Annotated in this window: 19 protein-coding genes and 1 pseudogene; 16 read left to right on the forward strand and 4 right to left on the reverse strand. The window is 64.8% G+C overall.

The annotated features are described in order from the left end of the window. Positions 1-482 precede the first annotated feature (482 nt). From BPET_RS12265 to BPET_RS12295, 7 genes are read left to right on the forward strand one after another with little or no spacing between them, the layout of a single operon-like run. On the forward strand, positions 483-1,925 hold the full coding sequence (locus BPET_RS12265; RefSeq protein WP_041863897.1) for an alpha/beta hydrolase: 1,443 nt from the start codon (positions 483-485) through the stop codon (positions 1,923-1,925). Beyond that, positions 1,922-2,995 carry an AI-2E family transporter gene (locus BPET_RS12270; protein ID WP_012249335.1) on the forward strand — a complete coding sequence of 358 codons (1,074 nt, stop codon included), beginning with the start codon at positions 1,922-1,924 and terminating at the stop codon, positions 2,993-2,995. The genes BPET_RS12265 and BPET_RS12270 overlap by 4 nt, the downstream gene beginning before the upstream one ends. A 57-nt stretch (positions 2,996-3,052) precedes the next feature. After that, positions 3,053-4,480 (forward strand): basic amino acid/polyamine antiporter, encoded by a 1,428-nt coding sequence (locus BPET_RS12275; protein ID WP_012249336.1) that lies wholly within the window; start codon positions 3,053-3,055, stop codon positions 4,478-4,480. A 13-nt stretch (positions 4,481-4,493) separates the two neighbouring features. After that, positions 4,494-5,738, forward strand: coding sequence for an arginine deiminase (locus BPET_RS12280; RefSeq protein WP_012249337.1), 1,245 nt, complete (start codon positions 4,494-4,496; stop codon positions 5,736-5,738). A gap of 1 nt (position 5,739) precedes the next feature. Next, positions 5,740-7,161 (forward strand): basic amino acid/polyamine antiporter, encoded by a 1,422-nt coding sequence (locus BPET_RS12285; RefSeq protein WP_012249338.1) that lies wholly within the window; start codon positions 5,740-5,742, stop codon positions 7,159-7,161. Between the two features lie 54 nt (positions 7,162-7,215). Further along, a complete protein-coding gene (locus tag BPET_RS12290; RefSeq protein ID WP_012249339.1) occupies positions 7,216-7,665 on the forward strand; it encodes a hypothetical protein in 450 nt (149 codons plus the stop codon). Positions 7,666-7,710: 45 nt separating this feature from the next. Beyond that, positions 7,711-8,187, forward strand: coding sequence for an outer membrane lipoprotein (locus tag BPET_RS12295; RefSeq protein ID WP_012249340.1), 477 nt, complete (start codon positions 7,711-7,713; stop codon positions 8,185-8,187). Between the two features lie 47 nt (positions 8,188-8,234). Here BPET_RS12295 and BPET_RS12300 read toward each other — a convergent pair whose 3' ends face one another. After that, positions 8,235-8,810, reverse strand: a complete 576-nt coding sequence (locus BPET_RS12300; protein WP_012249341.1) for a lipid-binding SYLF domain-containing protein — start codon at positions 8,808-8,810, stop codon at positions 8,235-8,237. A 180-nt stretch (positions 8,811-8,990) separates the two neighbouring features. Here BPET_RS12300 and BPET_RS12305 point away from each other — a divergent pair, with 180 nt between their 5' ends. The 5 genes from BPET_RS12305 to BPET_RS12325 all read left to right on the forward strand — a co-directional run bounded on the left by BPET_RS12305 (position 8,991) and on the right by BPET_RS12325 (position 15,149). Further along, positions 8,991-9,932 carry a LysR family transcriptional regulator gene (locus tag BPET_RS12305; protein WP_050978236.1) on the forward strand — a complete coding sequence of 314 codons (942 nt, stop codon included), beginning with the start codon at positions 8,991-8,993 and terminating at the stop codon, positions 9,930-9,932. 175 nt (positions 9,933-10,107) lie between these two features. Continuing rightward, on the forward strand, positions 10,108-10,962 hold the full coding sequence (locus tag BPET_RS12310; protein ID WP_012249343.1) for a halocarboxylic acid dehydrogenase DehI family protein: 855 nt from the start codon (positions 10,108-10,110) through the stop codon (positions 10,960-10,962). Between the two features lie 90 nt (positions 10,963-11,052). Continuing rightward, positions 11,053-12,648 carry a sulfatase family protein gene (locus BPET_RS12315; RefSeq protein WP_041862874.1) on the forward strand — a complete coding sequence of 532 codons (1,596 nt, stop codon included), beginning with the start codon at positions 11,053-11,055 and terminating at the stop codon, positions 12,646-12,648. Positions 12,649-12,682: 34 nt separating this feature from the next. Continuing rightward, positions 12,683-14,143, forward strand: a complete 1,461-nt coding sequence (locus tag BPET_RS12320) for an NAD-dependent succinate-semialdehyde dehydrogenase (protein WP_012249345.1) — start codon at positions 12,683-12,685, stop codon at positions 14,141-14,143. Positions 14,144-14,195: 52 nt separating this feature from the next. Further along, the gene (locus BPET_RS12325) at positions 14,196-15,149 is read left to right on the forward strand and encodes a tripartite tricarboxylate transporter substrate binding protein (RefSeq protein WP_012249346.1); all 954 of its coding nucleotides are present in this window, start codon (positions 14,196-14,198) and stop codon (positions 15,147-15,149) included. A 56-nt stretch (positions 15,150-15,205) separates the two neighbouring features. On the opposite strand, the pseudogene BPET_RS12330 reads toward BPET_RS12325, so the two are convergent. Then, a pseudogene (locus BPET_RS12330) lies at positions 15,206-16,379 on the reverse strand (IS3 family transposase). Between the two features lie 215 nt (positions 16,380-16,594). Between BPET_RS12330 and BPET_RS25500 the strand changes: the two are divergent. Further along, positions 16,595-16,990: a hypothetical protein gene (locus tag BPET_RS25500; RefSeq protein ID WP_012249349.1), complete on the forward strand. Its 396-nt coding sequence runs from the start codon at positions 16,595-16,597 to the stop codon at positions 16,988-16,990. A 30-nt stretch (positions 16,991-17,020) separates the two neighbouring features. After that, positions 17,021-17,680 (forward strand): glutathione S-transferase family protein, encoded by a 660-nt coding sequence (locus BPET_RS12345; RefSeq protein WP_012249350.1) that lies wholly within the window; start codon positions 17,021-17,023, stop codon positions 17,678-17,680. A 130-nt stretch (positions 17,681-17,810) separates the two neighbouring features. On the opposite strand, the gene BPET_RS12350 is transcribed toward BPET_RS12345, so the two are convergent. Next, positions 17,811-18,782 (reverse strand): LysR family transcriptional regulator, encoded by a 972-nt coding sequence (locus BPET_RS12350; protein WP_041863906.1) that lies wholly within the window; start codon positions 18,780-18,782, stop codon positions 17,811-17,813. Positions 18,783-18,948: 166 nt separating this feature from the next. On the opposite strand from BPET_RS12350, the gene BPET_RS12355 reads away from it, so the two are divergent. Then, a complete protein-coding gene (locus BPET_RS12355; protein WP_012249352.1) occupies positions 18,949-20,256 on the forward strand; it encodes an ArgE/DapE family deacylase in 1,308 nt (435 codons plus the stop codon). 13 nt (positions 20,257-20,269) lie between these two features. On the opposite strand, the gene BPET_RS12360 is transcribed toward BPET_RS12355, so the two are convergent. Further along, complete coding sequence (locus tag BPET_RS12360; protein WP_041862875.1) at positions 20,270-23,827, reverse strand: AAA family ATPase; 3,558 nt, start codon at positions 23,825-23,827, stop codon at positions 20,270-20,272. A 402-nt stretch (positions 23,828-24,229) separates the two neighbouring features. On the opposite strand from BPET_RS12360, the gene tssA reads away from it, so the two are divergent. After that, positions 24,230-25,780: a type VI secretion system protein TssA gene (gene tssA, locus BPET_RS12365; RefSeq protein WP_012249354.1), complete on the forward strand. Its 1,551-nt coding sequence runs from the start codon at positions 24,230-24,232 to the stop codon at positions 25,778-25,780. The last annotated feature ends 4 nt before the right edge of the window (positions 25,781-25,784 follow it).

The following is a 25,784-nucleotide window of genomic DNA, read 5'->3' on the forward strand; positions in this document are numbered from 1 at the left end:
AGAGTACATAGTTAAAGTAAAAACATTAAAGTAAATTCTAACTCAGATGCGCTGCCAACCGCTGCGTAAAAAAATGTAGAAAAACATCGCAAAGCTTGCGCGCCGGCATCGCGGTACTTAAAGTGGTACCACAGTTGATGTGCTGCTTCACCATCAGATCAAATCCGCGGGACATATGAGCAGGTAGGAGCAGGCCGCCAGGTATTTCGCAACGGGCCTGCGTCGTTGATCCACCCGTCGAGGATTGCTGCAGAACGTCCGCAAGAATCAAGAATTCAACGTAGCGGGTGGCGGCGGATTCAGCCGCGATATCTATGAAGCTGGCGGTCGGGAGCAGGCTACGCGCATGGTTCTCATGTCCCGCAAAGACATCCTGAACGACGTTCCCTTTCCTGGCGTCCCGTCCTGGGTATCGGTGCAGTCGCGCTGAGTTGCGCCCTTAGATTCGGCATTCCGTGGAAAGGAAGGCGGAAATGAAAAGGGTGTTGAAGAGAGTTTTCAAGGTCTGCGGATTGACGCTGGCGATCGTAGTGGTGACGCTGCTGGCGGTTCGGGTTTACAACATCCAGCAAAGCCCTCCGCTTGCTCCCTGGCATACCTATGTGCCTGACGAATGGCACGCTGAGAAGCTCGACCACAGCTCGTGGCAGCAATATCTTGCCCATGAAGAAAAGCTGTTCGCCATGGTGCGGCAGAACGTCAGCGCCCAGCTCAGCGAGGACGAACAGGTCGACAGCAACCGGTACTTCGAGGGCTCGCGCGTCAACCCAGATCATTTCGCGCACGATTGGAACCGCTCATATGTGCTGACGCCCGCTGGCGAACCGGCCGGCGTGGTGGTGCTGCTGCATGGCCTGACGGATTCGCCCTACAGCTTGAGGCATATCGCCGCGCATTATCGGTCAGTGGGATACGTGGTGGTGGCAATCCGGCTGCCGGGCCACGGCACCGTGCCGGGTTCGCTGACGGATACAGCCTGGCAAGACTGGGCGGCCGCCACGCGGCTGGCCGTGCGGGAAGCGCGCCGCCGGGTGCCCGCGCCCCGCCCGCTGCACATCGTGGGGTTTTCGAACGGCGGGGCGTTGGCGCTGATGTATGCCCTGGAGGCCATCGGCAACCCCGGCCTGGCACCGCCCGATCGCCTGATCCTGATCTCGCCCATGATTGGCATTACGCGGTTTGCTCGGTTCGCCGGCCTGGCCGGGTTGCCCGCCATCCTGCCGGCATTCGCCAAAGCCGCGTGGCTGAGCATCGTGCCCGAGTTCAACCCGTTCAAGTACAACTCGTTTCCCATCAATGCGGCCCGGCAATCGTATGAACTTACCCAGGCGCTGCAGGGCGAGGTGCTGGCGCGCCAGCGCGACGGCAGCCTGGCGCGGTTGCCGCCCATCATCAGCTTTCACTCGGTGCTGGATTTCACGGTCAGCACCCGCGCCCTGATCAACGCGCTGTATGCGCGGCTGCCGGAGAACGGCAGCGAGCTGGTGCTGTTCGACTTGAACCGCGCCACCAAGCTCGGGCCCTTGTTCCGGCGCGGCGTGGAGTGGGCGCTGGCGGGCACGCTGCCCGGCGAGCGGCGCAATTACCGGCTCACCATCATCACCAACGCCAGCCCGTCATCCAACGACATGATCGAGCGCGTCACCGAGGCCGGTACGACCGACATCACCGACCGGCCCATCGGCATGCGCTATCCGCGCGAAATCTATTCGCTGTCGCACGTGGCGCTGCCGTTTCCGCCCACCGACGCGCTGTACGGGCAGCATCCCGACAATATTGAAGAGTTCGGCATCAGCCTGGGGGCGATGTCAATGCGCGGAGAGGTCGGCGTGTTCGTGGTCGGCATGGATTCGCTGGCTCGCCTGACTTCCAACCCGTTCTATGCATACCTGCTGGAACGGATCGACGGATTGATCCCGCGATGAGGCGCCTGCTGCCCGCCTGCTCCACGGACCCACCCGGCGGCGCCGAGCAGCGGCTGTCGTTGCGCGTCATCGCCGGCATTCTCGTGCTGGGCCTGTTGTACCTGGCCAGCCCTGTGTTCATTCCGCTGGCCTTTGCGCTGTTCACGATCGCGCTGGTGGCGCCGCTGCAGCGTGCGCTGGCCGGGCGCATGCCGGCGCCGCTTGCGTCAATACTGACCCTGGCCGTGACAGCCGGGTGCGTGGCGGCGTTCCTGTTGCTGGCAGGATGGGGCTTTGGCCTGATCGCCCAGTGGATCTTCGGCAATGCCGGCCGGTTCCAGCGCCTGCTCAGCATGGAAACCGAGGGCATGCACCGCCACGGCGGCATGGTGTTGCGCTTGTTCGTGGACAACGTCAATGCCGCATGGCTGCTGCGCGCCGTGCAAGAGCTGGCGCTCAAGATTAACAGCATGCTCGGGCTGTCATTCCTGACGATCATTTTCGTGGCGCTGGGCCTGTTTGAGCTGGACGAAGCGCCCGGCCGTCTGCGCAAGGCGCTGGGCGCCAGCCGCGGCCGGCGCTGGACCGCCGCGGCTGCCGAGGTGGCGGCCAAGCTGCGCCGTTACATGATCATCCGTACGGTAGCCAGCGTGCTGACCGGCCTGAGCGTCTGGCTGTTCACGATCTACGCCGGGCTGGAGCTGGCGTCGGCATGGGGCGGGCTGGCCTTCCTGCTCAACTACATCCCGTTTCTGGGGCCGCTGGTCGCCACGGTGTTCCCGGCGCTGTTCGCCTATGTGCAGTACGAGTCGCTGCAGGCCAGCCTGGCGGTGTTCCTGAGCCTGAATTTCATCCAGGTGATCTACGGGTGCTATCTCGAGCCCAGGCTGGCGGGCAGTGCTTTTTCTCTGTCGCCCCTGATGGTGATGCTGGCGGTTTTCTTTTGGGGGCTGGTGTGGGGAATTCCCGGCACCTTTATCGGCGTGCCGTTGCTGATTACGGCGACGGCGGTTTTCGGCGCCATGTCGCCGGCCGCGAAACGGCAAGGCGTGCTGCCGCGCGCCCGTGGCCGGCGGCAGGCCTGCGAGTAGGGGCGGGCGCGCAGGGCGCACCCATGTCTGTGCTTACTTCTTCAGCCGAGGTGAACGATGGAACACAGTGCCAACAAGAAATTCGGGCTGATGGCCCTGACAGGAATGGTGGTGGGTTCGATGATAGGCGCCGGAATTTTTTCGCTGCCCCGCACCTTCGGCGGCGCGACGGGCGTCGTCGGGGCGGTCATCGCCTGGGGCATTGCGGGCGGCGGAATGTACACCCTGGCGCGGGTATTCCAGAGCCTGGCCGAGCGCAAGCCCGACCTGGATGCCGGCGTCTTTGCCTACGCAAAGGCGGGCTTCGGCGACTATCTGGGTTTTCTATCCGCGTTCGGGTACTGGATAGGAAGCTGCATCGGCAACGTGTCGTACTGGGTGCTGATCAAGTCGACCCTGGGCGCGTTTTTTCCGGTATTCGGCGATGGCAATACCGTTACTGCTATTGCCGCCGCGTCGGTGGGCATCTGGCTGTTCCATTTCCTGATTCTGCGCGGCGTGCAGCAGGCGGCGTTCATCAACGCCGTCGTCACCGTGGCCAAGGTGATCCCGATTCTGCTGTTCATCGTGGTGCTGCTGTTTGCGTTCAAGCTTGACCTGTTCCGCTCCAACCTTTGGGGGGCGCAAGGCAGCGGCGGCGCGAGCCTGTTCGAGCAGGTGCGGCTGACGATGCTGGTGACAGTGTTCGTTTTCCTGGGCATTGAAGGGGCGAGCGTCTATTCGCGCTATGCGTCGCGACGCTCTCATGTCGGGGTGGCCACGCTGATCGGCTTTGTTTGCGCGCTGGTGCTGATGGTACTGGTATCGCTGCTGCCCTACGCGGTGATGGCGCAAGGCGATATCGCGGCCCTGCGCCAGCCCTCGATGGCCGGCGTGCTGTCCGCCGTGGCAGGCCCCTGGGGGGCCATATTCATCAGCGCGGGGCTGTTGATATCGGTGCTGGGCGCCTATCTGGCCTGGTCGCTGATTTGCGCGGAAGTGCTGTTCGCCGCGTCGAAGAACCGGGACATGCCGCGCATATTCGCCCGCGAAAACAAGAACGGCGTGCCTGCCGCGGCGCTGTGGCTGACCAACATCATCGTCCAGTTGTTCGTGATCAGCACGTACTGGTCCAACGATGCGTTTGCGCTGATGCTAAGCCTGACCAGCGCCATGTCGCTGATCCCGTACTTCCTGGTGGCCGCGTTCGGCTTCATGCTGGCGCGGCGGGGCGAAACCTATGAAGGCGCAGCCGGCCGCAACCGCGACCTGGTGCTGGCCGGTATCGCGGCCTTCTACACCGCTTTCATGATTTATGCGGGAGGCCTGAAGTTCGTGCTGCTTTCCGCACTGTTGTATGCGCCCGGGTCGGCTCTGTACTACTGGGCGCGCCGCGAACAGGGGCAGCGTCTGTTCACCGGATTCGAGCTGGCTGTGTTCGTCGTGGCGTGGATAGGCTGCATTGCGGCCATCATTGGATTGGTGCGTGGCTGGATCGCGATCTAACAGGGAGTTGATCATGTCTGAAACCATTGAATTTGGCGTTCATTCCGAAGTCGGCCAGCTGCGCACCGTAATGGTGTGCGCCCCCGGGCGTGCCCATGAGCGCCTGACCCCTTCCAATTGCGACGCGCTGCTCTTCGACGATGTGATGTGGGTAGACAATGCCAAGAGAGATCATTTCGATTTCATGACCAAGATGCGGGACCGCGGCGTGAATGTGCTGGAGATGCACAACCTGCTGACCGAAACCGCGGCCAACCCTGAAGCCAGGAAGTGGATACTGGACAACCAGGTGGTGGCAGACCAGGTCGGCCTGGGCCTGTTGAACGAAATCCGCGGTTACCTCGACGGGCTGCCTGCGCGCCAGTTGGCGGAAACGCTCATTGGTGGCCTGTCCACCTTCGAGTTTCCCGAGTCCATCGGCGGCGAACAGTTGCAGCTGATCAGGGAAGCGGCTGGCGTCACCGAGTACTTGTTGCCGCCGCTGCCCAATACCTTGTATACGCGCGACACCACTTGCTGGATATACGGCGGGGTCACGCTCAACGCGCTGTATTGGCCGGCCCGTCATGAAGAAACGATCCTGGCGGCCGCCATCTACAACTTCCACCCGATGTTCGCCGGCGCGGTGAATGTGTGGTGGGGCGACCCCCTGGTCGACCACGGGCTCGCCACGCTGGAGGGCGGCGACGTCATGCCCATCGGCAAGCGCAATGTGCTGATCGGCATGAGCGAACGCACTTCGCGCCAGGCCATCAGCCAGGTGGCGGCCAGGCTGTTCGAGCGCGGCGCGGCCGACCGGATCATTGTGGCCGCGATGCCAAAGCTGCGCGCCGCCATGCACCTGGACACGGTGCTGACTTTCGCCGACCGCGACTGTCTGCTGGTGTATCCGGATATCGTAAATCACATCCAGGCGTACTCGTACCGCCCGGGCAGCAAGCCCGGCGAGCTGGATCTGCACAAAGACAAGGGTTCGCTGACCGAGGTAATTGGCCAGGCGCTGGGCGTGAAAAAAATGCGTGTCGTCGAGACCGGTGGCAACGCCTATATGCGCGAGCGCACGCAGTGGGACAGCGGCGCGAACCTGGTGTGCGCGGCGCCGGGCGTAGTGTTCGCCTATGACCGCAATGTCTACACCAACACCTTGCTGCGCAAGGCCGGCATCGAGGTCGTCACCATCGTGGGGGCCGAACTGGGAAGAGGGCGGGGCGGCGGGCACTGTATGACATGCCCGATTGCGCGCGACGCCTGCGACTAGCATGGAAACCGCCAGGCTTTCCCGCGTGGCCCTGACGGCCATGGTGGTGGGCTCGATGGTGGGCGCCGGGATATTCTCGCTGCCCGGCGTGTTCGCGCGCCACACCGGCCCGCAGGGCGGGCTGGCGGCCTGGGGCATTGCCGGGTCCGGCATGTTGACGCTGGCCATGGTGTTCCAGTTCCTGGCGCGCCGGCGGCCCGACCTGGATGCCGGCATTTTCGCGTATGCCCAGGCAGGTTTCGGACGATACATCGGCTTTCTGGCCGCGTTGGGCTACTGGACCGCGGCGTGCCTGGGCAACGTCAGCTACTTTGTGGTGTTCAAGGCCACGCTGGGCGCGGTGTTTCCGTTCTTCGGCGACGGTGACACCGTTTCCGCCGTTCTGACGTCATCGGTATTGCTGTGGGCCACGCATTTCGCCATTTTGCGCGGCATCCGCCAGGCGGCCGGGATGAACACCGTGGTCACCATCGCCAAGATCGTGCCCATCATCATCTTTATTGTCTGTGTCGCGTTCGCGCTCGACATGAATGTGCTGAACGAGAACCTGCGCGCGGCGGCCGGCGCGGAAAATGGCAGCCTGCTCGGGCAGATCCGCGGCACGATGCTGGTAACCGTGTTCGTATTCCTGGGCGTGGAGGGCGCCAGCGTTTATTCCCGTTACGCCAGGCGCCCCGATGACGTCGCGGTTGCCACGGTTGCCGGGTTTCTGCTGGTGCTATTGCTGCTGGTCTCGGTCACGCTGTTGTCGTACGGGATACTGCCCCGCGCGGAGCTGGCCGGGTTGCGCAATCCGTCTATGGCGGGCGTGCTGCGGGCGGCCGTGGGGCCCTGGGGAGCCGTGCTGGTCAGCTCGGGCCTGATGGTGTCGGTTGCCGGCGCGTATTTGTCCTGGATATTGCTCGCGGCCGAAGTGTTGCACGCGGCCGCCCGCGCCGGCGTCATGCCGGCCTTCCTGGCGCGCCAGAACCGCCATGGCGTGCCCGACCGGGCGCTGTGGCTGAGCAACGGCGTCGTGCAGCTCTTCCTGGTTGGCACGCTGTTCACCCAGGACACCTTCCTGCTCATCAAGACCATGGCCGGCTCGATGAGCCTGGTGCCGTATTTCTTCGTGGCGGGTTTCGGCCTGTTGCTGACCTGCCGCGGTGAAAGCCATGGCGGCTGGACCCGCCAGCGCAAGTTCGAGTTGTGCGTGGCGGCGCTGGCCACGGCTTATGCCAGCGCAATGATCCTGGCGGCGGGCCTTGACTACTTTGTGCTGTCGTCATTGATCTATGCGCCGGGCACCGTCCTGTTCATTCTTGCCCGGCGCGAGCAGGGGCAAACGGTGTTCGCGCCGTTCGAGTGGCTCATTCTCGGCATCGTGGCGCTGGGCTGCGCGGCCGGGTTGTGGGGGCTTGTCAGCGGGGGAATGCGCCTCTAGCCCTTGCGCTATTTTTCCCAGCAGCAACGCAGGCTTTTTCAAGGAGCATCGTCCATGAAAAAAATTCTCTTTCTCGTGCCGGTGGCATTGCTGGCGGGCTGCGCGTCTACGGCAGGCTCTCAGGGCGACTCCGCGCGCTATGGAACAGCGCCGAGCGAGCACGACCTGTACGAGTTGATGACGCAGTACCGCGACACGCTGCCTGCCACCCGCTACGTTTCGTATCGCGACAAGGGCTACCAGGAGTCGGTGAAAAAGATCAGCTACACCGACGCGCAAGGCCAGCCGAAGTACGGCTGGGAATACGATTTCGAGGTCGCGGCCTACGATGCCGTGGACCAGGATCCTATCGGCTGGAGCGCGCGGCGGGCCATATTTTTAAACGGCCGCCCCATACGCATGGAAGACGGCGCGGGCAATCCGATTCCGCTCAGACCACAGGCCGCGCCCACCCAGGCCATCGTGCCCACGCCCACGCCTGCCACGATCCGGCCCGGCCGTTAGCCGCGCCGGCCTCGTATGAGCTTTGTCATTATTGCGGAGCGAATCATGTACAAGCACAGCAATGCCAGCCTGGCCGGCGCCGTGGCGCTGGCCGCGGCTTGCGGCCTGGCCGGGTGCGCAAATCATCAGGCATCTTCCAGGCTTTATACCTTCGAGCAAACCCAGCGGGCCCAGACCGTGGTGCTGGCCCAGGTAACCGGCGTACGCCCGGTCGTTATACAGGCAGACAGCACCACCGGCCTGGGCGCCGCCGCGGGCGGCGTGCTCGGCGCGGTGGCAGGCAGCGCCGTGGGTGGCGGTTCGGGGCGGCGGCTTACCACCACCGCAGGCGCCATAGGCGGCGCGATGGCGGGCAACGCGGCGGAAAACGCCCGCAGCCGCAGGCAGGGGGTGGAAATCACGCTGCGGCTCGACAGCGGCGAGACCCGCGTCATCGTGCAGGAAGCCGACGTGCCGGTGTTCGTGGGCCAGCGCGTGCAGGTCATTACGCAAGGCGGCCGTACCCGGGTCGCGCCGGTGTAGCCGTGACGGCATTCATGGCCATCGGCCGGCCGAAGCGCGGGGGCAGCCTATTGCGGATGAATGCGCGTGATCTTGGTGCCTTCCAGGCCGATGCCGGCCATCAGGCCTTCTTGCCCGAACGGAATGGCGTAGACGTCTTGCGTCAGGGTGGTGGTGCTCATGCTGGCGGCGGCGCCCTTGTTGATCACCACCACGTTGGGCGCCGCGCCCAGGGCCCAGCCGTCGCTGCGGTCCAGGTACTGGAGCGCCTGCTCGTTCATGAAGAAGAGGGCGTAGCTGAAGGTCTGGATGCCGGCCTGCAGCCCGAACGATGCGCCGGAAAGATCATAGTAGGCTTCGACGCGGCCTTTCTTGAGCAGCGCGCCATCGCCGTTTTCGCCGCCCACTAGCATGCCGGCCTTGACGATCTTGGGAAAGACCAGCACCGCCACCGCTTTTTCGGCAAGCGCGCGCGCCTTGGGCTCCGAGGCTTGCAGCTGCCGCAGCGCCTGGGTGGAGTCGCGCGCGATCTCGGCCGCGGAGGCCGCCCGGGCAGCCGGAGACCAACAGGCGGCAGCGCCAGACAGCAGCATGGCGGCAAAGAGCGCGGGCCTCGCGATGGAACCTGACCGGGTAATTTTCATGACAACGACTCCAGGATTGCGCGCGACCGGCGCGGAGAAAGGTCGTGCAGAGTATCGGCACCCCCCGGCCGGTTGTCAATCAAAGCCGGGATACGCCCAGTCAGCGCGATGGCAGGGGAGACTTTCCATGCGGAAAAGCCGATAATCGGCGACACATCCATCACATATTGGTATTTCTGTATGGATAGCCGGCAACTGCGGTATTTCGTCAAGACGCTCGAAGTCGGCAGCCTCACGCATGCCGCGCAAGCCTTGCACATTGCCCAGTCGGCGCTCAGCCGCCACATGCGCAACCTGGAAGATGAGCTCGGCGTGCGCCTGCTCACCCGCAGCAAGCAGGGCGTGGAGGCCACGCCGCAAGGCGCGCTGCTGCTCGAGCACGGACGCAATATCCTGCGGCAGTTCGAGCAGGCCAGGCAGGAAATCATGTCGCTGGGCGCCGAGCCCTTCGGCGAGGTCGTGCTGGGCATTCCCGCCACGGTCAGCCCCATTCTCATCCGCCCGTTGCTCGAAGCGGTCGGTCAGGCCATGCCCAAGGTGGCGCTGCGCATCATCGAGGGCATGAGCGGGCATCTACTGGAATGGCTGCACTCGGGGCGGCTGGATATCGCGGTGCTGTTCGACGTAATGCCCAAGGCCGGCCTCAATACCTCGGTCATCGGGCAAGAGCCCATCTACCTGGTCGGGGCGGCGGGCAAGTTCAAGGCGGACGCGGAAGTTCCCCTGCGCGAGCTGGGCAACTATCCCTTGATCACGCCCGGCGCCAAGCATGGCATCAGCATGCTGATCCGCCAGGCGGCAGCGCGCGAGAACGTCGACTTGCAGATCCGCGTCGAAGTCGACGCCTTCGCCGAAATGATCGACCTGGTGCGCCAAGGCCTGGGCTATACCATGCTGGCCCGCATGGGCTTTCACCGCGAACTGAAGGCCGGCAAGGTTTCGCTGGCCCACATCGTGGATCCGCCCATTCTGCGCACCCTGGTCATCGCCACGCCCAAGGCGCGCCCGCAATCGCCGGCCACGCAGTTCGTCATAGACAGCACCATCCGCTTGCTGCAGGCGTTCATCGACGCCGAGCCGCCCGCGCAGCCCGGGCCGCGCCGCACGCGCAAGCGCGCGTAGATCACGCCTGGCCGCTCATCGATCTCAATTTGCGATGAGTGCGATGCCTATTATCTGCTTTTCCGCCTGTAGGGCCTTTCCTAGAATCAGCCCAAACAAAGAAAGGCGCTGAGGCCGCGCCGGGCCGGCAGAAACTCCATCCCCGGCCGGGCGCGCAGCGCCAGGGAGAGACGACATGACGGCGCTGGCGGAAGTTCCGGAAGCAGGCGCGCGCGGCAGGGTCGGCGATATTTACGCCGACATTCGCGCCACGCTGCGGGTACCGGTAGTGAACACCATTTATCGCCAGTTGGCGGTCATGCCGGAAGCCCTGGAATGGGCCTGGTTGTCGGTGCGGCCGCATCTGCTGTCGGGCGCCGTGGCGCGCCAGGCCGAGATGCTGCGGCGCGATGTGCAGCGTGTGCTGGATGCGGCCAGGCCGGCATCGCTGCCGGCAATTGTGGCGGTGCCGCTCAGGCAAAAGCGGGAAGCGGCGCGGGTGGTGCAAAGTTATGAACTCGCCAACCGCATGAACCTGGTGTGCTTTACCCATCTGCTGCGCCAGCCCGGGGTGGGCCGGTCGGCGGCAAACCAGCCGTGGGCGGTCCGCGACCATGCCCGGGCCACGCGCGCTCCCGCGCCGTCCGCCGTCTTGCCGCCCATGCCAGACCTGGCTGACCTGACGCCCGAGGTGATGGCGCGGGTGCGGCGCCTGAACCGGCTGGGCGAATACACCGAACCCAGGACGGTGGCCGGGCTGTACCGGCACCTTGCGGTCTGGCCGCAGTTCCTGGGGGCGGTCGAGGCCTGGTTGACCCCGTGGAACCAGGACGGGCTTCTGCTCAGGTTGCGCGAAACCGCGCTGGACTCGGTAGCCAGGCAGGCGCGCCTGCACCCGCTGCGCATGCAGGCGCCCGATGCCCGGGTCGAATTGCAGTTCCGCGGGCAATTGCAGCTTTTTTCCGGCGTCGTCATTCCGAAGATGATTCCGGTGGGGCTGTTGCTGGACAACTGGCTGCACCGCAGCGAGAGCCGCAAGATCGCCTGTTGACGCGGCGACGCCCGCAACACCCTTCACGCTGTTACCCGGGGCCTGTGCCAGCGCAGGCTCCTGGGTATGTTTTTTCCGAATGGAATGACCATGCAGCCGAATTTCCTGTTCATCATCACTGACCAGCATCGCGCCGATCACCTCGGGTGCTACGGCAACCCCATTGTGCGCACCCCCCACATCGATTCGCTGGCGCGCCGCGGCTGGCGGTCCGAGCGGTTCTACGTGGCGAACCCGGCGTGCATGCCGAATCGCGCCACCTTGATGACGGGGCGCATGCCGTCGTTGCACAAAGTGCGCTCAAACGGCATCCCGCTGTCGCTGCAGGCCACGACCTTCGTCGAACTGCTGCGCGAGGCCGGGTACCTGACGGCATGCAGCGGAAAAATCCACCTGCAGCCCATGACCGGCGACCTGCCGATTCTGAAGTCCGCCGACGGCGAGGGCGCGCCGCCGCCCGCGCGGCTGGCCGATGCCTGGCATGGCGACGATGGCCGCTACGACCAGGAAAGCATCCTGAAATGGCAGCAGGACCCCGAGCACGATCTGACGCTGCCTTATTACGGATTCGAGGAAGTGCACCTGACGATGATGCATGCGGACGGCGCGCACGGCCATTATGGACGTTGGCGCGAGCAGCGGCATGCCCACGCCGACCGGCTGGTGGGGCCGAGCAATGCGTTGCCGCAACAGGGCATCTCGGCCTTGCAGGCATGGCGCACGGCGGTTCCCGAAGCCCTGTATTCCACTACGTATATCAAGGAACAGGCAATCAGTTTTCTGGAGCGCCAGGCCGACGCAGGGCAGGGCGGGCGCCCCTTTTTTCTTCAGTGTTCGTTTAACGACCCGCACCACCCGTTCACCCCGCCAGGCAAGTACTGGGACATGTACGATCCGCGCCAGATGCCGTTGCCGGCTGCCTGCCGCCCGAATATCGGCGAGCCCCCGCCGCCGTTGCGGCACTTGCTGAAAGAGCGGGACGAAGGGCGCGCCAACCGGGAATCATGGATGCTGCAGGCGGTAAGCGAGACCGACGTGCGCGAGGCGCTGGCGCTTACCTACGGCTCGATCACCATGATCGACGACGCGGTGGGCGAGATCCTGGCGACGCTTGAGCGGCGCAACCTGCTGCACAACACCGTGGTCATATTCACCAGCGACCACGGCGACTACATGGGCGACCACCAGCTCATGTTCAAGGGGCCCATTCATTACGACGGCCTGATCCGCGTCCCGTTCATCTGGTGCGACCCGCAACGCAAGGTGCGTGGCGGAACATCGTCGCCGGCGCTGGCCGGCACTATCGACATCGCCCGCACCATCCTGGCGCGAGCCGGCCTGCAAGGCTTTCACGGCATGCAGGGCTGCGACCTCATGCCGCTGATGCAGGGGCAGGTATCGGATCTGCGGCCCGCCATCATCGTTGAAGAGGACAACCAGCGCGCCTTCATGGGATTCGACCGCCCGGTGCGGATGCGCACCCTGGTGACCGGCGGATGGCGGCTGACGGTGTACCGCGGCGTGGAGTGGGGCGAACTGTACGACCTGCGGGCCGACCCGCTGGAACTGCACAATCGTTGGTCGGATCCCGATGTCGCGCAGGTGCGCGCCGACCTGCTGCTGCAACTGGTGCAATCCATGCAGGAACTGGCGGACGACAGCCCGCTGCCGAAGGCCCGGGCCTGATCACCATGGCTTGCCGACACTCAGGGAGACTCGCATGACCATACTGGACGAGGCCGGCGCACGGTTTGGCGCGCTGGGCATGCTGATCGACGGAGAATGGCTGACCCGGGGCGCGGCAGGCATGCAGCCGGTGATCGATCCCGCAACGCTGCGGGTGCTGGGCGAACTGCCGCTGGCCGCGGCGGGCGAGCTCGACCGGGCCGCGCAGGCCGCGCATGATGCGTTCAAGACATGGTCGCGCACGCCGGCCATCGAGCGCAGCCGCGTGCTGGCCCAGGCGGCGCAACTGATGCGCGAACGCGCCGAGCTGATCGCGCATATCCTGACGCTGGAGCAGGGCAAGCCGCTGGCAGAGTCGCGCGGCGAAGTCACGGGCGCGGCGGAGATATTCGAATGGTATGCGCAGGAATCGCGCCGTCTGTATGGGCGGGTGATTCCCGCGCGCCAGGCCCAGACCCGGCAATGGGTGCTGCACGAGCCGGTCGGCCCGGTGGCGGCGTTCACGCCCTGGAACTTCCCCGCGCTGACGCCGGCGCGCAAGATCGCGGGCGCGCTGGCCGCCGGCTGCACGTGCGTGATCAAGCCGGCCGAGGAAACCCCGGCCACCGCCCTGGAACTGGCGCGCGCCTGCATGGATGCGGGCCTGCCCGCCGGCGTGCTGAACGTGGTGTTCGGCCAGCCGGCGGAGGTCTCCGGGCACCTGATCCGCGCGCGGGAGATACGCAAGATCACGTTTACCGGGTCTACCGCCGTGGGCAAGCAGTTGGCCGCGCTGGCGGCGTTGCATGGCGCCAAGCGCTGCACCATGGAGCTGGGCGGGCTGGCTCCCGCCATTGTGTTCGACGACGCCGACATCGACGAGGCGGTGGCAGTATGCGCGGCATCGCGCTTTCGCAATGCCGGCCAGGTCTGTGTGGCGGCCTCGCGCTTCTACGTGCAGCGCCAGGCCCTGGGGCGCTTCATGGAGCAGTTCCAGGCCCATGTCGCCAGCCTGAAAGTCGGTAACGGGCTGGCCGCCGATACCCGCATGGGTCCGCTGGCCAACGCGCGCCGCCTGGAGGCTATGCCTGGTTTTATTGATGATGCAATGCAGCACGGCGCACGGGTGGCCGCCGGCGGAAGGCGCCACGCCGGGGCGGGCTATTTCTGGCAGCCGACCATCCTGGCCGGCATGCCCGACGCGGCCCGGGCCATGTCCGAAGAAACCTTCGGGCCCATCGCCCCGGTGGCCGCCTTCGATACGGTAGATGAAGTCATCGGGCGGGCCAATGACGTGCCTTACGGACTGGCGGCGTATGCCTTCACGCGCTCGGCCGCCACGGCCATGGCGGTGGCCGACGGCCTGCAGGCTGGCATGGTGGGCATCAACACGCCGGCGATTTCTCTTGCGGAAGCCCCGTTTGGTGGAGTAAAGGAGAGCGGGTATGGCAGCGAGGGCGGCATCGAAGGGCTGCAAGCCTACCTTTGCACCAAGTTCGTGGCCCATCGAGCATAGGGAGCGTACTGGCCATACCAATCGTCAACACAACGAGACAAGGGGTACCAACATGCACAACATGGCGAAGGTGCTGTCCTTACTGGCAATGGCCACGGCCGCTGTACACCCGCCGGCGCAGGCCGATACGTATCCACACCAACCTATCACCCTGATCGTCAATTTTCCCCCTGGCGGCGCCACCGACCTGACCGCGCGCGCCCTGGGCCAGGCGATGACAGAATCGCTGAAGCAGCCAATGGTGGTCGAAAACCGCGCTGGCGCGGGCGGCGCAATTGGAATCGGCGCGATATCCAGCGCCAAGCCCGACGGCTACCATGTAGGCTTCGTGTCGGTGGCGGGCCTGACCACGCTGCCGCAGATGCGGCGTGTTCCGTACAGCATGGATTCCGTCACCTATCTGTGCCGCGCCTACGATGCGCCGGTTTTCATGCTGGTGACCCAGGGTTCGGAATTCAAGACCGCCAAAGCGCTGGTGGCCTATGCGAAGCAAAATCCGGGCCGGCTGAACTACGCGACGGTGGGCCCGGGCTCGCTACCGCATCTGGCCGCCCTGGACTTTACCGCGGCGGCCGGAGTCGACATCCGCCACATTCCCTACCAGGGCGAGGCGCCCGCCATTACCGACTTGCTGGGCGGCCATGTGGATCTCTATTTCGGCACCAACGCCGTCGCCACCGCGCATAACCTGCGGCGCCTGGCCGTGGCGGCCGATGCGCGTCAGAACGAGGCGCCCGACACGCCGACGCTGGCGGAGCTGGGCTACCCGGTGCACCGGTCGATCGGCGGCGGGTTGATCGCGCCGGCGGGGTTGGACGGCCAGGCACGGCGCACGCTGGGCCAGGCCTGCAAGACGGCGGTGCACAGCCAGGGCTTCAAGCAGGCGCTGGGCAACCTGAGGCTCAACCCGGCCTACCTGGACGGCGACGACTTCAAGCGCGAACTGCAGACCGAGGCCAGCGGCAACCGGAAATTGCTGGAACGGGAAGGATTGCTGGCGAAGTAGGGGACCGGCGCAAACTGACGTTGCCCGCGAATTTCGGATCCCTTAACTGAGCGAGATTATGCCACCCGTTGGTTCTGGGCGGCGTACCAGTCCCGCTCGAATTGCATCGGGCTGACGTAGCCCAACGTCGAGTGCAAGCGCGAATGATTGTAGAAGCTCAACCAGTCGATTACCTCGTCCATCGCTTCGCGACGCGTTGCAAAGCGCTGGCCGAGGATGCGTGCACGCTTGAGCGATCCCCACAGGCTCTCGGTCGGTGCGTTGTCCCAGCAATTGCCTCGACGGCTCATCGACTGCGCATGCCGTAGCCCTTGAGCAGGTCCTGGAAGTCATGACTGCAATACTGGCTGCCACGGTCACTGTGGAGGATCAGGCCCGCTTGCGGACGGCGGCGAAACCACGCCATACGCAGCGCATCAGACACCAGCTCCGTGCGCATGTGCGGCTGCATCGACCAGCCCACCACCTGACGGCTGAACAGGTCGAGAATGACGGTCAGAAACAGCCAACCCTCGTCCGTCCAGATGTACGTGATGTCCGTAGTCCAGACCTGGTCGGGACGCGCGGGAGAGAAGTCTCGTTGCAGCAGGTCCGGTGCGACCGGCAGGCTGTGTTTGCTGTCGGTCGTGACCTTGAACCGGCGTTTGGTCTTCGCCTTGATGCCGTGCAGCTTCATGAGCCGCTGGACACGATCCTTGCTGACGCGAATGCCCTGGACCAGCAGTTGCTTCCACACGCGCGGCCAGCCGTACTCGCCTTTGGATTCAGCGTGCACGGCCTTGATGTGCACCAGCAGAGCGTCGTTGCTGATGCGTCGGCGCGGTCGGTCAGTATCGACATCCCGCACCTTGCGCGCGTGGTAACCGCTGGGGCTGACACCCAGCACCTGGCAGCTCAGGGACACCGGCCATTGTCGGCTGTGAAGCTCGATCCAGGCGTACTTCATGCCGACACCTTCGCAAAGTACGCCGTGGCTTTTCCCAATATGTCGCGCTCCATCTTCACGCGTGCCAACTCCGCGCGCAGCCGGGCAATCTCCATCTGTTCTGGAGAAACCTGTTTGCCTGCGCCGTTCAGCTTCCCAGCGGCATCGGCCTTCACCCAGTTGTGCAGCGTCTTCGGGCTGATGCCCAGTATCTTCGCCACCGCCGCCATGCTCTGGCCGCCGCGGACCATGCGCACGGCTTCCAGCATGAATTCCTGCGTATATCGAGCTCTCGGATTACCCATCTTTCCTCCCTCCTTGCGTGAGTTTTACACACTCAGCAAGGGATCCATTTTTTGCGGGCAAGCTCAAACCTTGCGCCACCGCTCCGGCACTTTCCATTATCATCCACGGATAGTCCTGCCTGGACGGCCGTGCCTGCGCAGGCACGGCCGTGTTCCGTGCAGTTCATGGTGCAGTTCATGGTGTTCGTGTTCTGTTGAACCTTGATTGGAGAGCCATGATGGCGATGTCGAGTCGACGCCTTGCCCGCTTCCTGCTGCCCGTATTGCTCGGCGTCGGCGGAACTGCCTGGGCGCAGGCCTACAGCGCGTTTTCGACAGACTCGATCTACGGGTCGTTGAAGCGGGCCGAATCCGTGTCGTTCAACCAGGCGGCTTCCAAGGTGCTCGCCAACCCGCAAGACAACGAAACCACGCTCTGGACCAGCCCGCTGGCCGGCCGCACCCCGGTGTCGGGCAAGCTGTATGCCGACGGTTCGCGGCAGCAAAACGGCCTGCCGTGCCGCTTGCTGCATGCCCAGCTCGAGCGCGGCCTAAACCGCGAAGAATGGGAGTTCTGGTTCTGCCGCCAGGCCGATGGGCAGTGGAAGGCCATTTCCCAGACCCGGCACTGATCCCGCACTCTGACCCTACCTCGATACCCGATGGCCAAATCCGTGACGAAGCTTTTTTATTTTCCCGGCAACGCCAGCATGGCGCCGCATTGCCTGCTCGAGGAAATCGGGCAGCCCTTCGAGCTCGCATTCGTCGATCGCGAGCAAGACGCCCACAAGTCTGCAGACTATCTCAAGCTGAATCCCAATGGCCTGATTCCCGTGCTGGTCGATGGCGACATGGTGCTGTACGAAAGCGCGGCCATCTGCCTGCACCTGGCCGACCGGCATCCGGAAACGAAGCTCGCGCCCGCATGCGGCACGCCGCAGCGGGCACAGCTCTACAAATGGCTGATGTGGTTCACCAACACCATGCAAGCGACCCTGCTGGCGTATTTCTACCCCGAGCGATGGGTGGACGAGGGCAACGCGGCTGCGGCAGGGCAAATAAAAGCCCATGCCGAAGCGAAAATTGCCGGCCTGCTGGACCAGATGCAAGCTCACCTGGAAAAGTCCGGCGGCCCTTGGTTCCTGGGCGAGCAGTACACCGTGCTGGACCCGTTCGCCATGATGCTCTGCCGCTGGACGCGCGGCCATGCCCGGCCCGCGCGCGATCTTCCCGGGCTTGGCGCCTATCTGCAGCGCGTGCTGGCCCGGCCGGCAGTGCAGCGTGCGCTGCGCACGGAAGGGCTGGCGGCGCCCTGGGTGTAGCTCAGCAGCGATCGGTCCGCGGGTGTGGCATGCGATGGGCGGGCGTTTATTGGCTTGGGGGGCAATGTCATTGCGGAAAGGGAAGTTCCGCCCATATCAGTAACTTTACATAATATACATTATGCGCAATTCAGGCGCCGACGCAGACCAGCCGCTCGGCCATGGAATGGCCGTCGATGTAGTCCCTGAAATGCTTCAAGAACGCCATTTCCGCCTGGGTCGGCTGCGCGTCCCGGTGCCACAGCAAATGAAGATCCACGGTGCACACGCCTTCGCCCGGCGGCAAGCGCCACAGGCGCCCCTGTTCGATATCTGCCTGCACGCTGTGCTCAGGCAGGCAGCCGATGCCAAAACCCGCGATCAGCAACCGCTTGACCTCGTCGTGCTGCGTCGACGACGCCACGATGCGGCCGGAAAACCCCCGCTGGTCGCGAAAAATGGTCAGCGGCGAAAGGCTGTCACCCAGCGCATCGCTGGCGAAGGAAACGAAGTTCTCTCCCAGCAGATCGTCGATGCGGACGTCCTGTTTGCCGAATAGCGCATGGTTTCGGCCGCAGAACAGCGCGTAGCGCTGCTGCAGGAAGATTTTGCTCTCCAGCCGCCTGGGCATTTGCCGGCACAGCGCGATGCCGGCGGTGGCCGCCCGCTGCTGTATCAGCGTGACGATCTCGCTGCTCGGCAACACGTCGAGCTGCACTTCGATGCGCGGGTGCCGATGATGGAAATCGGCCCAAAAGTTGTCGTACACCGTGGAATGGATCCGGCTGGCAACCAACAGTCGGATGCGCCCTGTGGCTTCGGCTTCCGTTTGCGAGACGTCCGCCAATAGCTGCGACACATTCCCGTGGATGAGTTCAGCCGCCCTGCACGCTTCTTCGCCCGCATTGGTAACCGTAAACGCCACGTTATGCCGTTCGATAAGCCGCCGTCCGAGCTGGTCTTCCAGGCGTTTCAGCGCCTGGCTGACGGCTGATTGGGTCAGGTGCAGCTTGGCCGCGGCGCCGCTGATGCTGCGCTCCTGGACGATGACCAGGAAGGTTCGCAGCAGATTCCAGTCCAGCCGCTCGCTGGAGCGCGGATCGGGCACGATGGGAACAGGCATGACGGTAATATCGATGAATATACGCGGTAATTGGCCGAAAATACGGCTATTTGACAGATAAATCGGGAACATATTAACTGAATTTAAGTCAATTATTAGAAAGCATAAATTGACTTAATGTCCAGCCTGGAGGCATAACGCTAGCCATTCATTGAAGGAGCTCGGCATGACGCAAAACGGTATTCCCTCCGCGCTGACCGAAGAACAGGTCCAGCGCATTCTGCAGGCGGTCGATGCGCGCTTCGACGCGCAACTCGCCTTTACCCAGGATCTGGTGCGCATTCCGTCGCTGCGCGAACAGGAACACACGGCCCAGGACTTTCTATATGAAGCGATGCGCAAGCGTGGCTTCACCATGGATCGCTGGCAGATCGACGTCAAAGATATCGAATCGCATCCGGGCTTCGGCCCCGTGACGGTTTCCTACGAAAACGCGTTCAATGTCGTGGGCGCCTACCGGCCGGAACAGCAAACCGGCCGCTCGCTGATCCTGAATGGGCACATCGATGTCGTGCCCACCGGCCCGGCCGGCATGTGGAGCCGTTCTCCGTGGGACCCCGCCATTGTCGACGGCTGGATGTATGGCCGCGGCGCGGCCGACATGAAAGCGGGGTTGGTCGCCAACTTGTTTGCCTACGACGCCGTGCGCGCGGCCGGCTACGCGCCAGCCGCGCCGATTTATTTTCAGTCGGTGGTGGAAGAAGAATGCACCGGCAACGGCGCGCTGGCCGCGTTGCTGCGCGGTTACCGGGCCGACGCCGTGATCATTCCCGAGCCCGAGGAAAACATGCTGGTGCGCGCCAATGTCGGCGTGCTGTGGTTCAAGGTGCGCGTGCAGGGCCGGCCCATGCATACCCGGGAAATGGGCAACGGCTTCAATGCCATCGACGCGGCCTATGCGGCAATCGAGGCGCTGCGCCGCATCGAAACCAAATGGAACGGTGAGCATCATTGCCACCGCCATTTCGAGCATCTCGATCACCCCATCAATTTCAATATTGGAAAGATCGAAGGCGGAGACTGGCCTTCGACGGTTCCGCCCTGGTGCGAATTCGATGTGCGGGCGGCTATTTATCCGGGCACCACGGCCGACGAGGCGCGCGCCGAGATCGATGCCTGCCTGCGCGAGGCCGCTTCCGATCCACGCCTGGGCGGAACCCCGCCGCAGGTTACCTACACGGGTTTCTATGCCGAAGGCTATGTGCTGGAAGAAGGCAGCGACGCCGAAAACACCCTGCAGCAATGCCACCGGCTGGCCTTCCAGAGCGATCTGGAAAGCTTCACGACGCCGGGTTACCTCGATGCCCGCGTGTTCGTGATCTACGGCAATATGCCCACCCTGGTATATGGCCCGAAATCGCTCGATATCCACGGTTTCGATGAGCGCGTGCATATCGAATCCGTCCGGCTCATTACCAAGACCATTGCGCTGTTCATTGCGCAATGGTGCGGCGTGGCGCCCTCCCCGGCCTGAACTTCGCCGGCACCTACGCGGCCTGCTGTGAGGAACTATTCAGGCGGGCCTCTGCCTTGCGCGCGGCCAGCGTCAGGCCCAGCCGGCGGCTTTCGGCGACCGCCGTCTGCCAGTGTTCGCGAGCCTTGGCGAGTTGGCCCTGGCGGGCGGCCATGTTGCCCAGCAGGCAAAGGTAATCGCCGCGCATGAACAGGCTGCCAAACCGGTCCATGGCCTCGGCCGCGCGCCGCACGGCGCTGCAGGCCCGTTCGGGCTGGTCCTGCTCCAGATACGCGCCGGCCAGCAGCAACTCGAGCGCGGACTGCAGCACCGGCATGCCGGTGCGCGAGGCGTCGATGGCGCGCTGTATTTCGTCCAGCGCGCCCCGCTCGCCACGGCGCGCACGTACCCAGCCCGCCAAACCATCGGCCAGGCCGTACCACAGCGCAAAATCACCGCTGTTCGCCGCGGCGCGCACGGCATCCGCGGCCTGCAAAGCCTGCTCGTCGTCGCCGCGCTGGCGATGGACTTCGCCCAGCATGGCTAGGCAAAGCACGCGGCTGGCCAGGTGGTTCAGTTTGTCCGCGTCGGTCAGGCCGGCATTGGCCCAGCGCAGGCCTTCGTCCTCGCGTCCTTGCAGGGTCAGCACCCAGCCCAGCACCGCCTTGGCCGCACAGACGCCATCCGCGCCCCAGCGGGCGAAGCGCATGGAGTAATCGGGGTGCCCGCCCAGGCTTTGTATGCTCGTGCGCAGCCACCGTTCGGCGGCGACGAGGTCGCCGGTCAGTAAGTGACTGAAGCCGCATGCGTACTGCGCCCTGCCCAGCAAGGCGCTGTCGCCGGTCTGCTCGGCATAGCGGCACAGACGATTGGCCTGCTGCAGAGTCTCCGCATGCGTGCGGGTGCTCAACGCTACCGTCCAGACGCCCCATAGCAATAAGAACTGCGTATTCGGGTCGTCGTTGCTCTGCTGAAGTTCGGCGGTGCGCGCATAGGCCTGCGAAGTCTCGGCCGCCCCGCCCCCCTTGAGCGCGGTGAACACCGAACCGCGCAGCAACTGCACATCCAGTTCGATCTTGCGGCGCATCGGCACATCAGCAATGTAGCGCAGCGCCAGCAAGGCGCGTTCGGTCAGCGCGTGCGCCTCGGTCATCCCGGACTGCGCCAGCGCATCGCGGGCGGCCAGGCACCACCAGTGCGAAGCGTCGGGGTGCTGGGCCATTTCGAGATGCCGGGCAATGTAAGCCGATTCGACGGGTTCGGCGCGCGGCCCCAGTTCGATCAGGTAGTTGGCCACGCTGTGGTGCTGCATGCGCCGCTGGCCGGGACTGAGAGTGTGATAGATCGCGTCGCGCACCAGCGCGTGGCGGAAATTGGCAGGCATGCCCTCTTCTATCAAGCCGCGCTGGCGCAGCTCGCGCAGGACTTCAGGCATGCCCTCGGGCGGCACGCCGACCTCCTGGGCGGCGCGTGCCATCAATGCTTCGTCCACGTGCCCCGCCACTGCGGCGAACTGCGCCAGCCTTCGCGTGGCCGGTTCCAGGTCCGACAGGCGGGCGGCTATCAGGTCCGCGATGATGGGCGTGACGCCAATATCGGCGCCCAGCATCACCTGGCGGACCATTTCTTCCGCGTAGAGCGGTATGCCGTCGGCGTCGTCCACGATGCGCGCGCGCAGCTTGGGCGACAGACGCTGCCCCCGGGCGCGGTGCGCCACCAGTTCGGCAATGGCCTGGCGTTCCAGCGGCTTGAGCACCAGTTCATGGGCGGGCCACGGGCAATTGAAGCCGTCCCGCGCGGTCATCAGGATCATTGTCGGCGCGGGCTGTTCCTGCTGCGCCAGCAGTTGGAGCAACGCCAGGCTGGAATGGTCTGCCCAGTGCAGGTCTTCCCAGGCCAGCAGCAAGGGCCGTTGCGCCTGGCTGCGGTGAGTCAGGATGGCCGCCAGCGCCTGCATCAAGGTCGAGCGCGACAGGTCGCTGGATGCCCTGCGCTCTTGTTCCGGAAACAGCACGCGGCGCAGGCTGTCGCGCACCGAGGCCTCCAGCCCCACGCGCTGACAGACCGTATCGACCAGTTGCCCCTGGTACTCGGGCGAATCGAGCGCGCCGTGGATGCCGCCCCACTCCAGCGACAGCCGCCGCATGATGTATTCGCGCACGGCGTAGAACGGCGTATGGTCATGGCCCTCGTGACAGGCGAGCAGGTAGACGTCGCCGCCGGTGTGGCGCACATATTCCGCCATGACCCCGGTCAGCAGCGACTTGCCGATGCCGGCTTCGCCGCGCACCATCATCGCGGTGGGCGTTTGGGCGACCGGCAGGTGGGCCCACAGGCGGACCAGGCTGTCGAATTCGCGTACCCGGCCGAACATGCGCCGCACCACCTTGGCTTCGAGCTGGGATTCCAGCACGCACAGATTGCGCCCATGGCGTTTTTCGGCGCGCGTGGCGAAGTCGCCGGCCAGGCGATCGCGGGCCGGCGCGCTGATCAGGATTTCGCCGCTGTCGGCCAGGTAGGCCAGCCGCATGGCGCGCTGGCTTACCAGCGCACCGGCGTCGGGCCGCACCGTCGACTGCACCAGCGAGATGTCGGCGTGTATGCCCATGCCCACCCGCACGCCGGCGGGCAAGGACAAGGCCCGGATGGCGCAGGCGAGCTTGCCCGCCGCATGGGCCGGGCGCTCGGCCAGTTTGGGATAGCCGAACACGATCGCCAGGCTGCTGTCGGCGCCGACCAACACGTTGGCCCCTTCGCTGCGCGCCAACTCGAGCAAATGCTTGCGCGCTGTCTGCAGGCTTTGCAGGGACTGTTCGGGATAGTCGTCCGACTCGTCCAGCGATAAAGATACCGCTAACACGGCAAGTGGCTGATACTGGCGCTGCTCGAGCGGCCGTAGCGAGTCGAGTTCGGCCGTAGGCAGCATGGTCTCGACCAGGGCGCGCGTCTGCTCGGCGGGCTCGCTGTCGAAGCGTTCGCGCATGATCCCCACGCAATGCTGGTAAGCCAGCATGGCCGCTTCACGGTTGCCCGCATCCAGCAGCAGGCGGATCAGGTGGCGGTGGGCGCCCTCGTCTTCCGGGTGGATGTGCACCCATTTCTTGGCGGTATCCAGCGCTTGTTCCTGCAGACCCGCTTCCGCCAGCCGGGCCAGCAGCGCGCTGCGGCATTCCGAGACGTCACGCTCGATGCGCGATTGCCAGCTGGTCTTCCAGGCAGTGAACGATCCGCTTTCCGGCAGATCGGTGTACTCCAGAAAATTGCCGCGGTCGTAGTCCAGGCGCTGTTCCAGCGTCAGCGACTCGTAGCCGGCGGCGCCAATGATGGCCAGCACGTCCACCATGATCACTTCGGGGTTCAACGCCAGGGTGCTGGCGGTGGATATCCAGGCATCGGGCACCGGTTCGAACAGGCGGCGCAGCACAAATAACGCATGGCGCAGGTTGGCGCGACCATCTTTCAGGTCGGCCGGCCACAGGATGTTGGCCAATTCCGCCCGGGAATAGGGTTTCCCTTGTGCCAGCGCCAACATCGCCAGCAAAAGCTTGGGCTTGCTATAGCTGAGTGCGCGTCGGCCATTGACGTTGGCCACGGCGATGTCGAATTCCCCGAGTAATCGAAGTTGGATGGGCCGGATCAGACTTGGGTGCATAGGCAGATAGAGGGCGAGAACATTGCGACCCCTGCCAGACCGACGCTGCCCGTAGGCACACCCATTCGCCCTGCCTCTTACTGTTTGGGTCTTTTTTGTTCTCGGTTGATGTCGATTCGATACAGAAATCACGTTGTAGCGCAAAAACCGTTGAACAAACGTTAAATCAATTGCAGACGATGACTAAATTTTTGCGATTTGCATCAACGGTTGATAAACGGTGGATTCCTAAGATGCATCAACACCACGTGAAAAGCGATTTTCTTCGCCGAACAAGATACTACAAATGTATGCAAATTGATTCACGTCCGTTGTCTGAATTCTCGTAAAGGATAAGCCGCCGTGCCAACTGCAGGGTTCGATCGCAATCTGGGCGCCAGCCCTATCCGTGCCGACCGGCCGGTGGGCGACAACCCGCGCGATGGCGAAACGTTTGCGGCCATGCGCGCGCAGATCGACCAGTTGACCGACATCCATGCAAGCGCGGTGGTGGACTGGGAGGCGGTCACGCGGCTGGGCACGCAGATACTTAATGAAGAAGGCAAGGACCTGTCAGTGGGGGCATGGCTGACCCTGGCCTTGCTGCACACCCGTGCGTTGGCGGGGCTGGCCGATGGCGTGCATGTGCTGCGCGACCTGGTGGCCACGTACTGGGACGAGATGTCTCCGCCCGCGGCACGGCTGCGCGGCCGGCGCAACCAGATCCAGTGGCTGCTGGATCAACTGAGCGAGCGCATCCAGGACCCGCAAGCCGAGTTCGCCGCCCTGAAGCCGGACGTGCACAGCGGATTGCTGGCCGACTGGGAAGCGCTGGATGCGGCGTGGCAGCAGCACGACGATGAGGTGCCGGCGTTCTATGGCCTGCGCGCCGCGCTGACGAACCTGCCGGTGGAACGTCCCGCCGAGGCGGCGCCCGCGACGCCCCCGACCGGTGCGGCCGCCGGCGCGCCCGCCGCTGCCTCCGCCACGGCGATGGTGGCGCCGGCCGCCGCGCCCGTGGCCGGCAGCGATCCGGAGGCGGTGGCCGAAGCGGGGCTGGCCGGCCTGCGTCCGCTGATCGATTGGTATCTGCAAGAGCACCCCACCCTGCCGTTGTTGTACAGGCTGAACCGCATTTGCGCCTGGGCGACGTTAGAGCAGGCGCCGCCCGTCCAGAACGGCGCAACGCGCCTGCCTCCCCCGCCCGATCAGGTAATGGTCGGGTTCGAGAAAATCGCTCAAGGCGGCGACCCGGAGGCGGTGATCCATTTCGCGGAGTCGCGCCTGATCGGCCACCGCTATTGGCTGGACTTGAACCGCGCCAGCCATGCCGCGCTGAGCCGGTTGGGCGCCAAGGACGCGGCTCTGGTCGTGGCCTTCGAAACCGGCCGCCTGCTGGCGCGTCTGCCGCAGTTGGCGCAAATGAAGTTCAACGACGGCCGCCCGTTCGCCGATCCCGACACCCAGGCGTGGCTGGAAGCGCTGGGAGGCGAAACGCCGCGTGCGGCCGGCAGCGCGGACCCCGTGGCCGAACTGGCCGCGGCCGCCGACGCCGACGCGGTGGCCGGCAAGTTGAACGAGGCGCTGGACAACCTGCAGGCCGCCGCGCGCCATGCCGGCAGCCAGCGCGACAACTTCCGCTTGCGCCTGGCGCAATGCGCCCTGCTCCAACGTTTTGATGCGCGTGCCGACATGCGTCCGCTGCTGGCCACGCTGATTGAAGAACTCGACGCCCACCGCCTGGCCACTTGGGAACCCGATCTGGCGCGGCAAGCCCTGAAGCTGGCGGCGACCGTCGAACTGCGATACGGCGCGCCTGGCGCCGGACCCAATGAATCCATGCTGGCCCGTCTGGCCAGCCTGGATTTGCGGGCCGCTTGGCAACTTTCGCAGTCCACCACCGCCGCCGCCTAATCCA

The sequence above is a fragment of the Bordetella petrii genome (assembly GCF_000067205.1).
Classification (GTDB): Bacteria; Pseudomonadota; Gammaproteobacteria; order Burkholderiales; family Burkholderiaceae_B; genus Bordetella_A; species Bordetella_A petrii.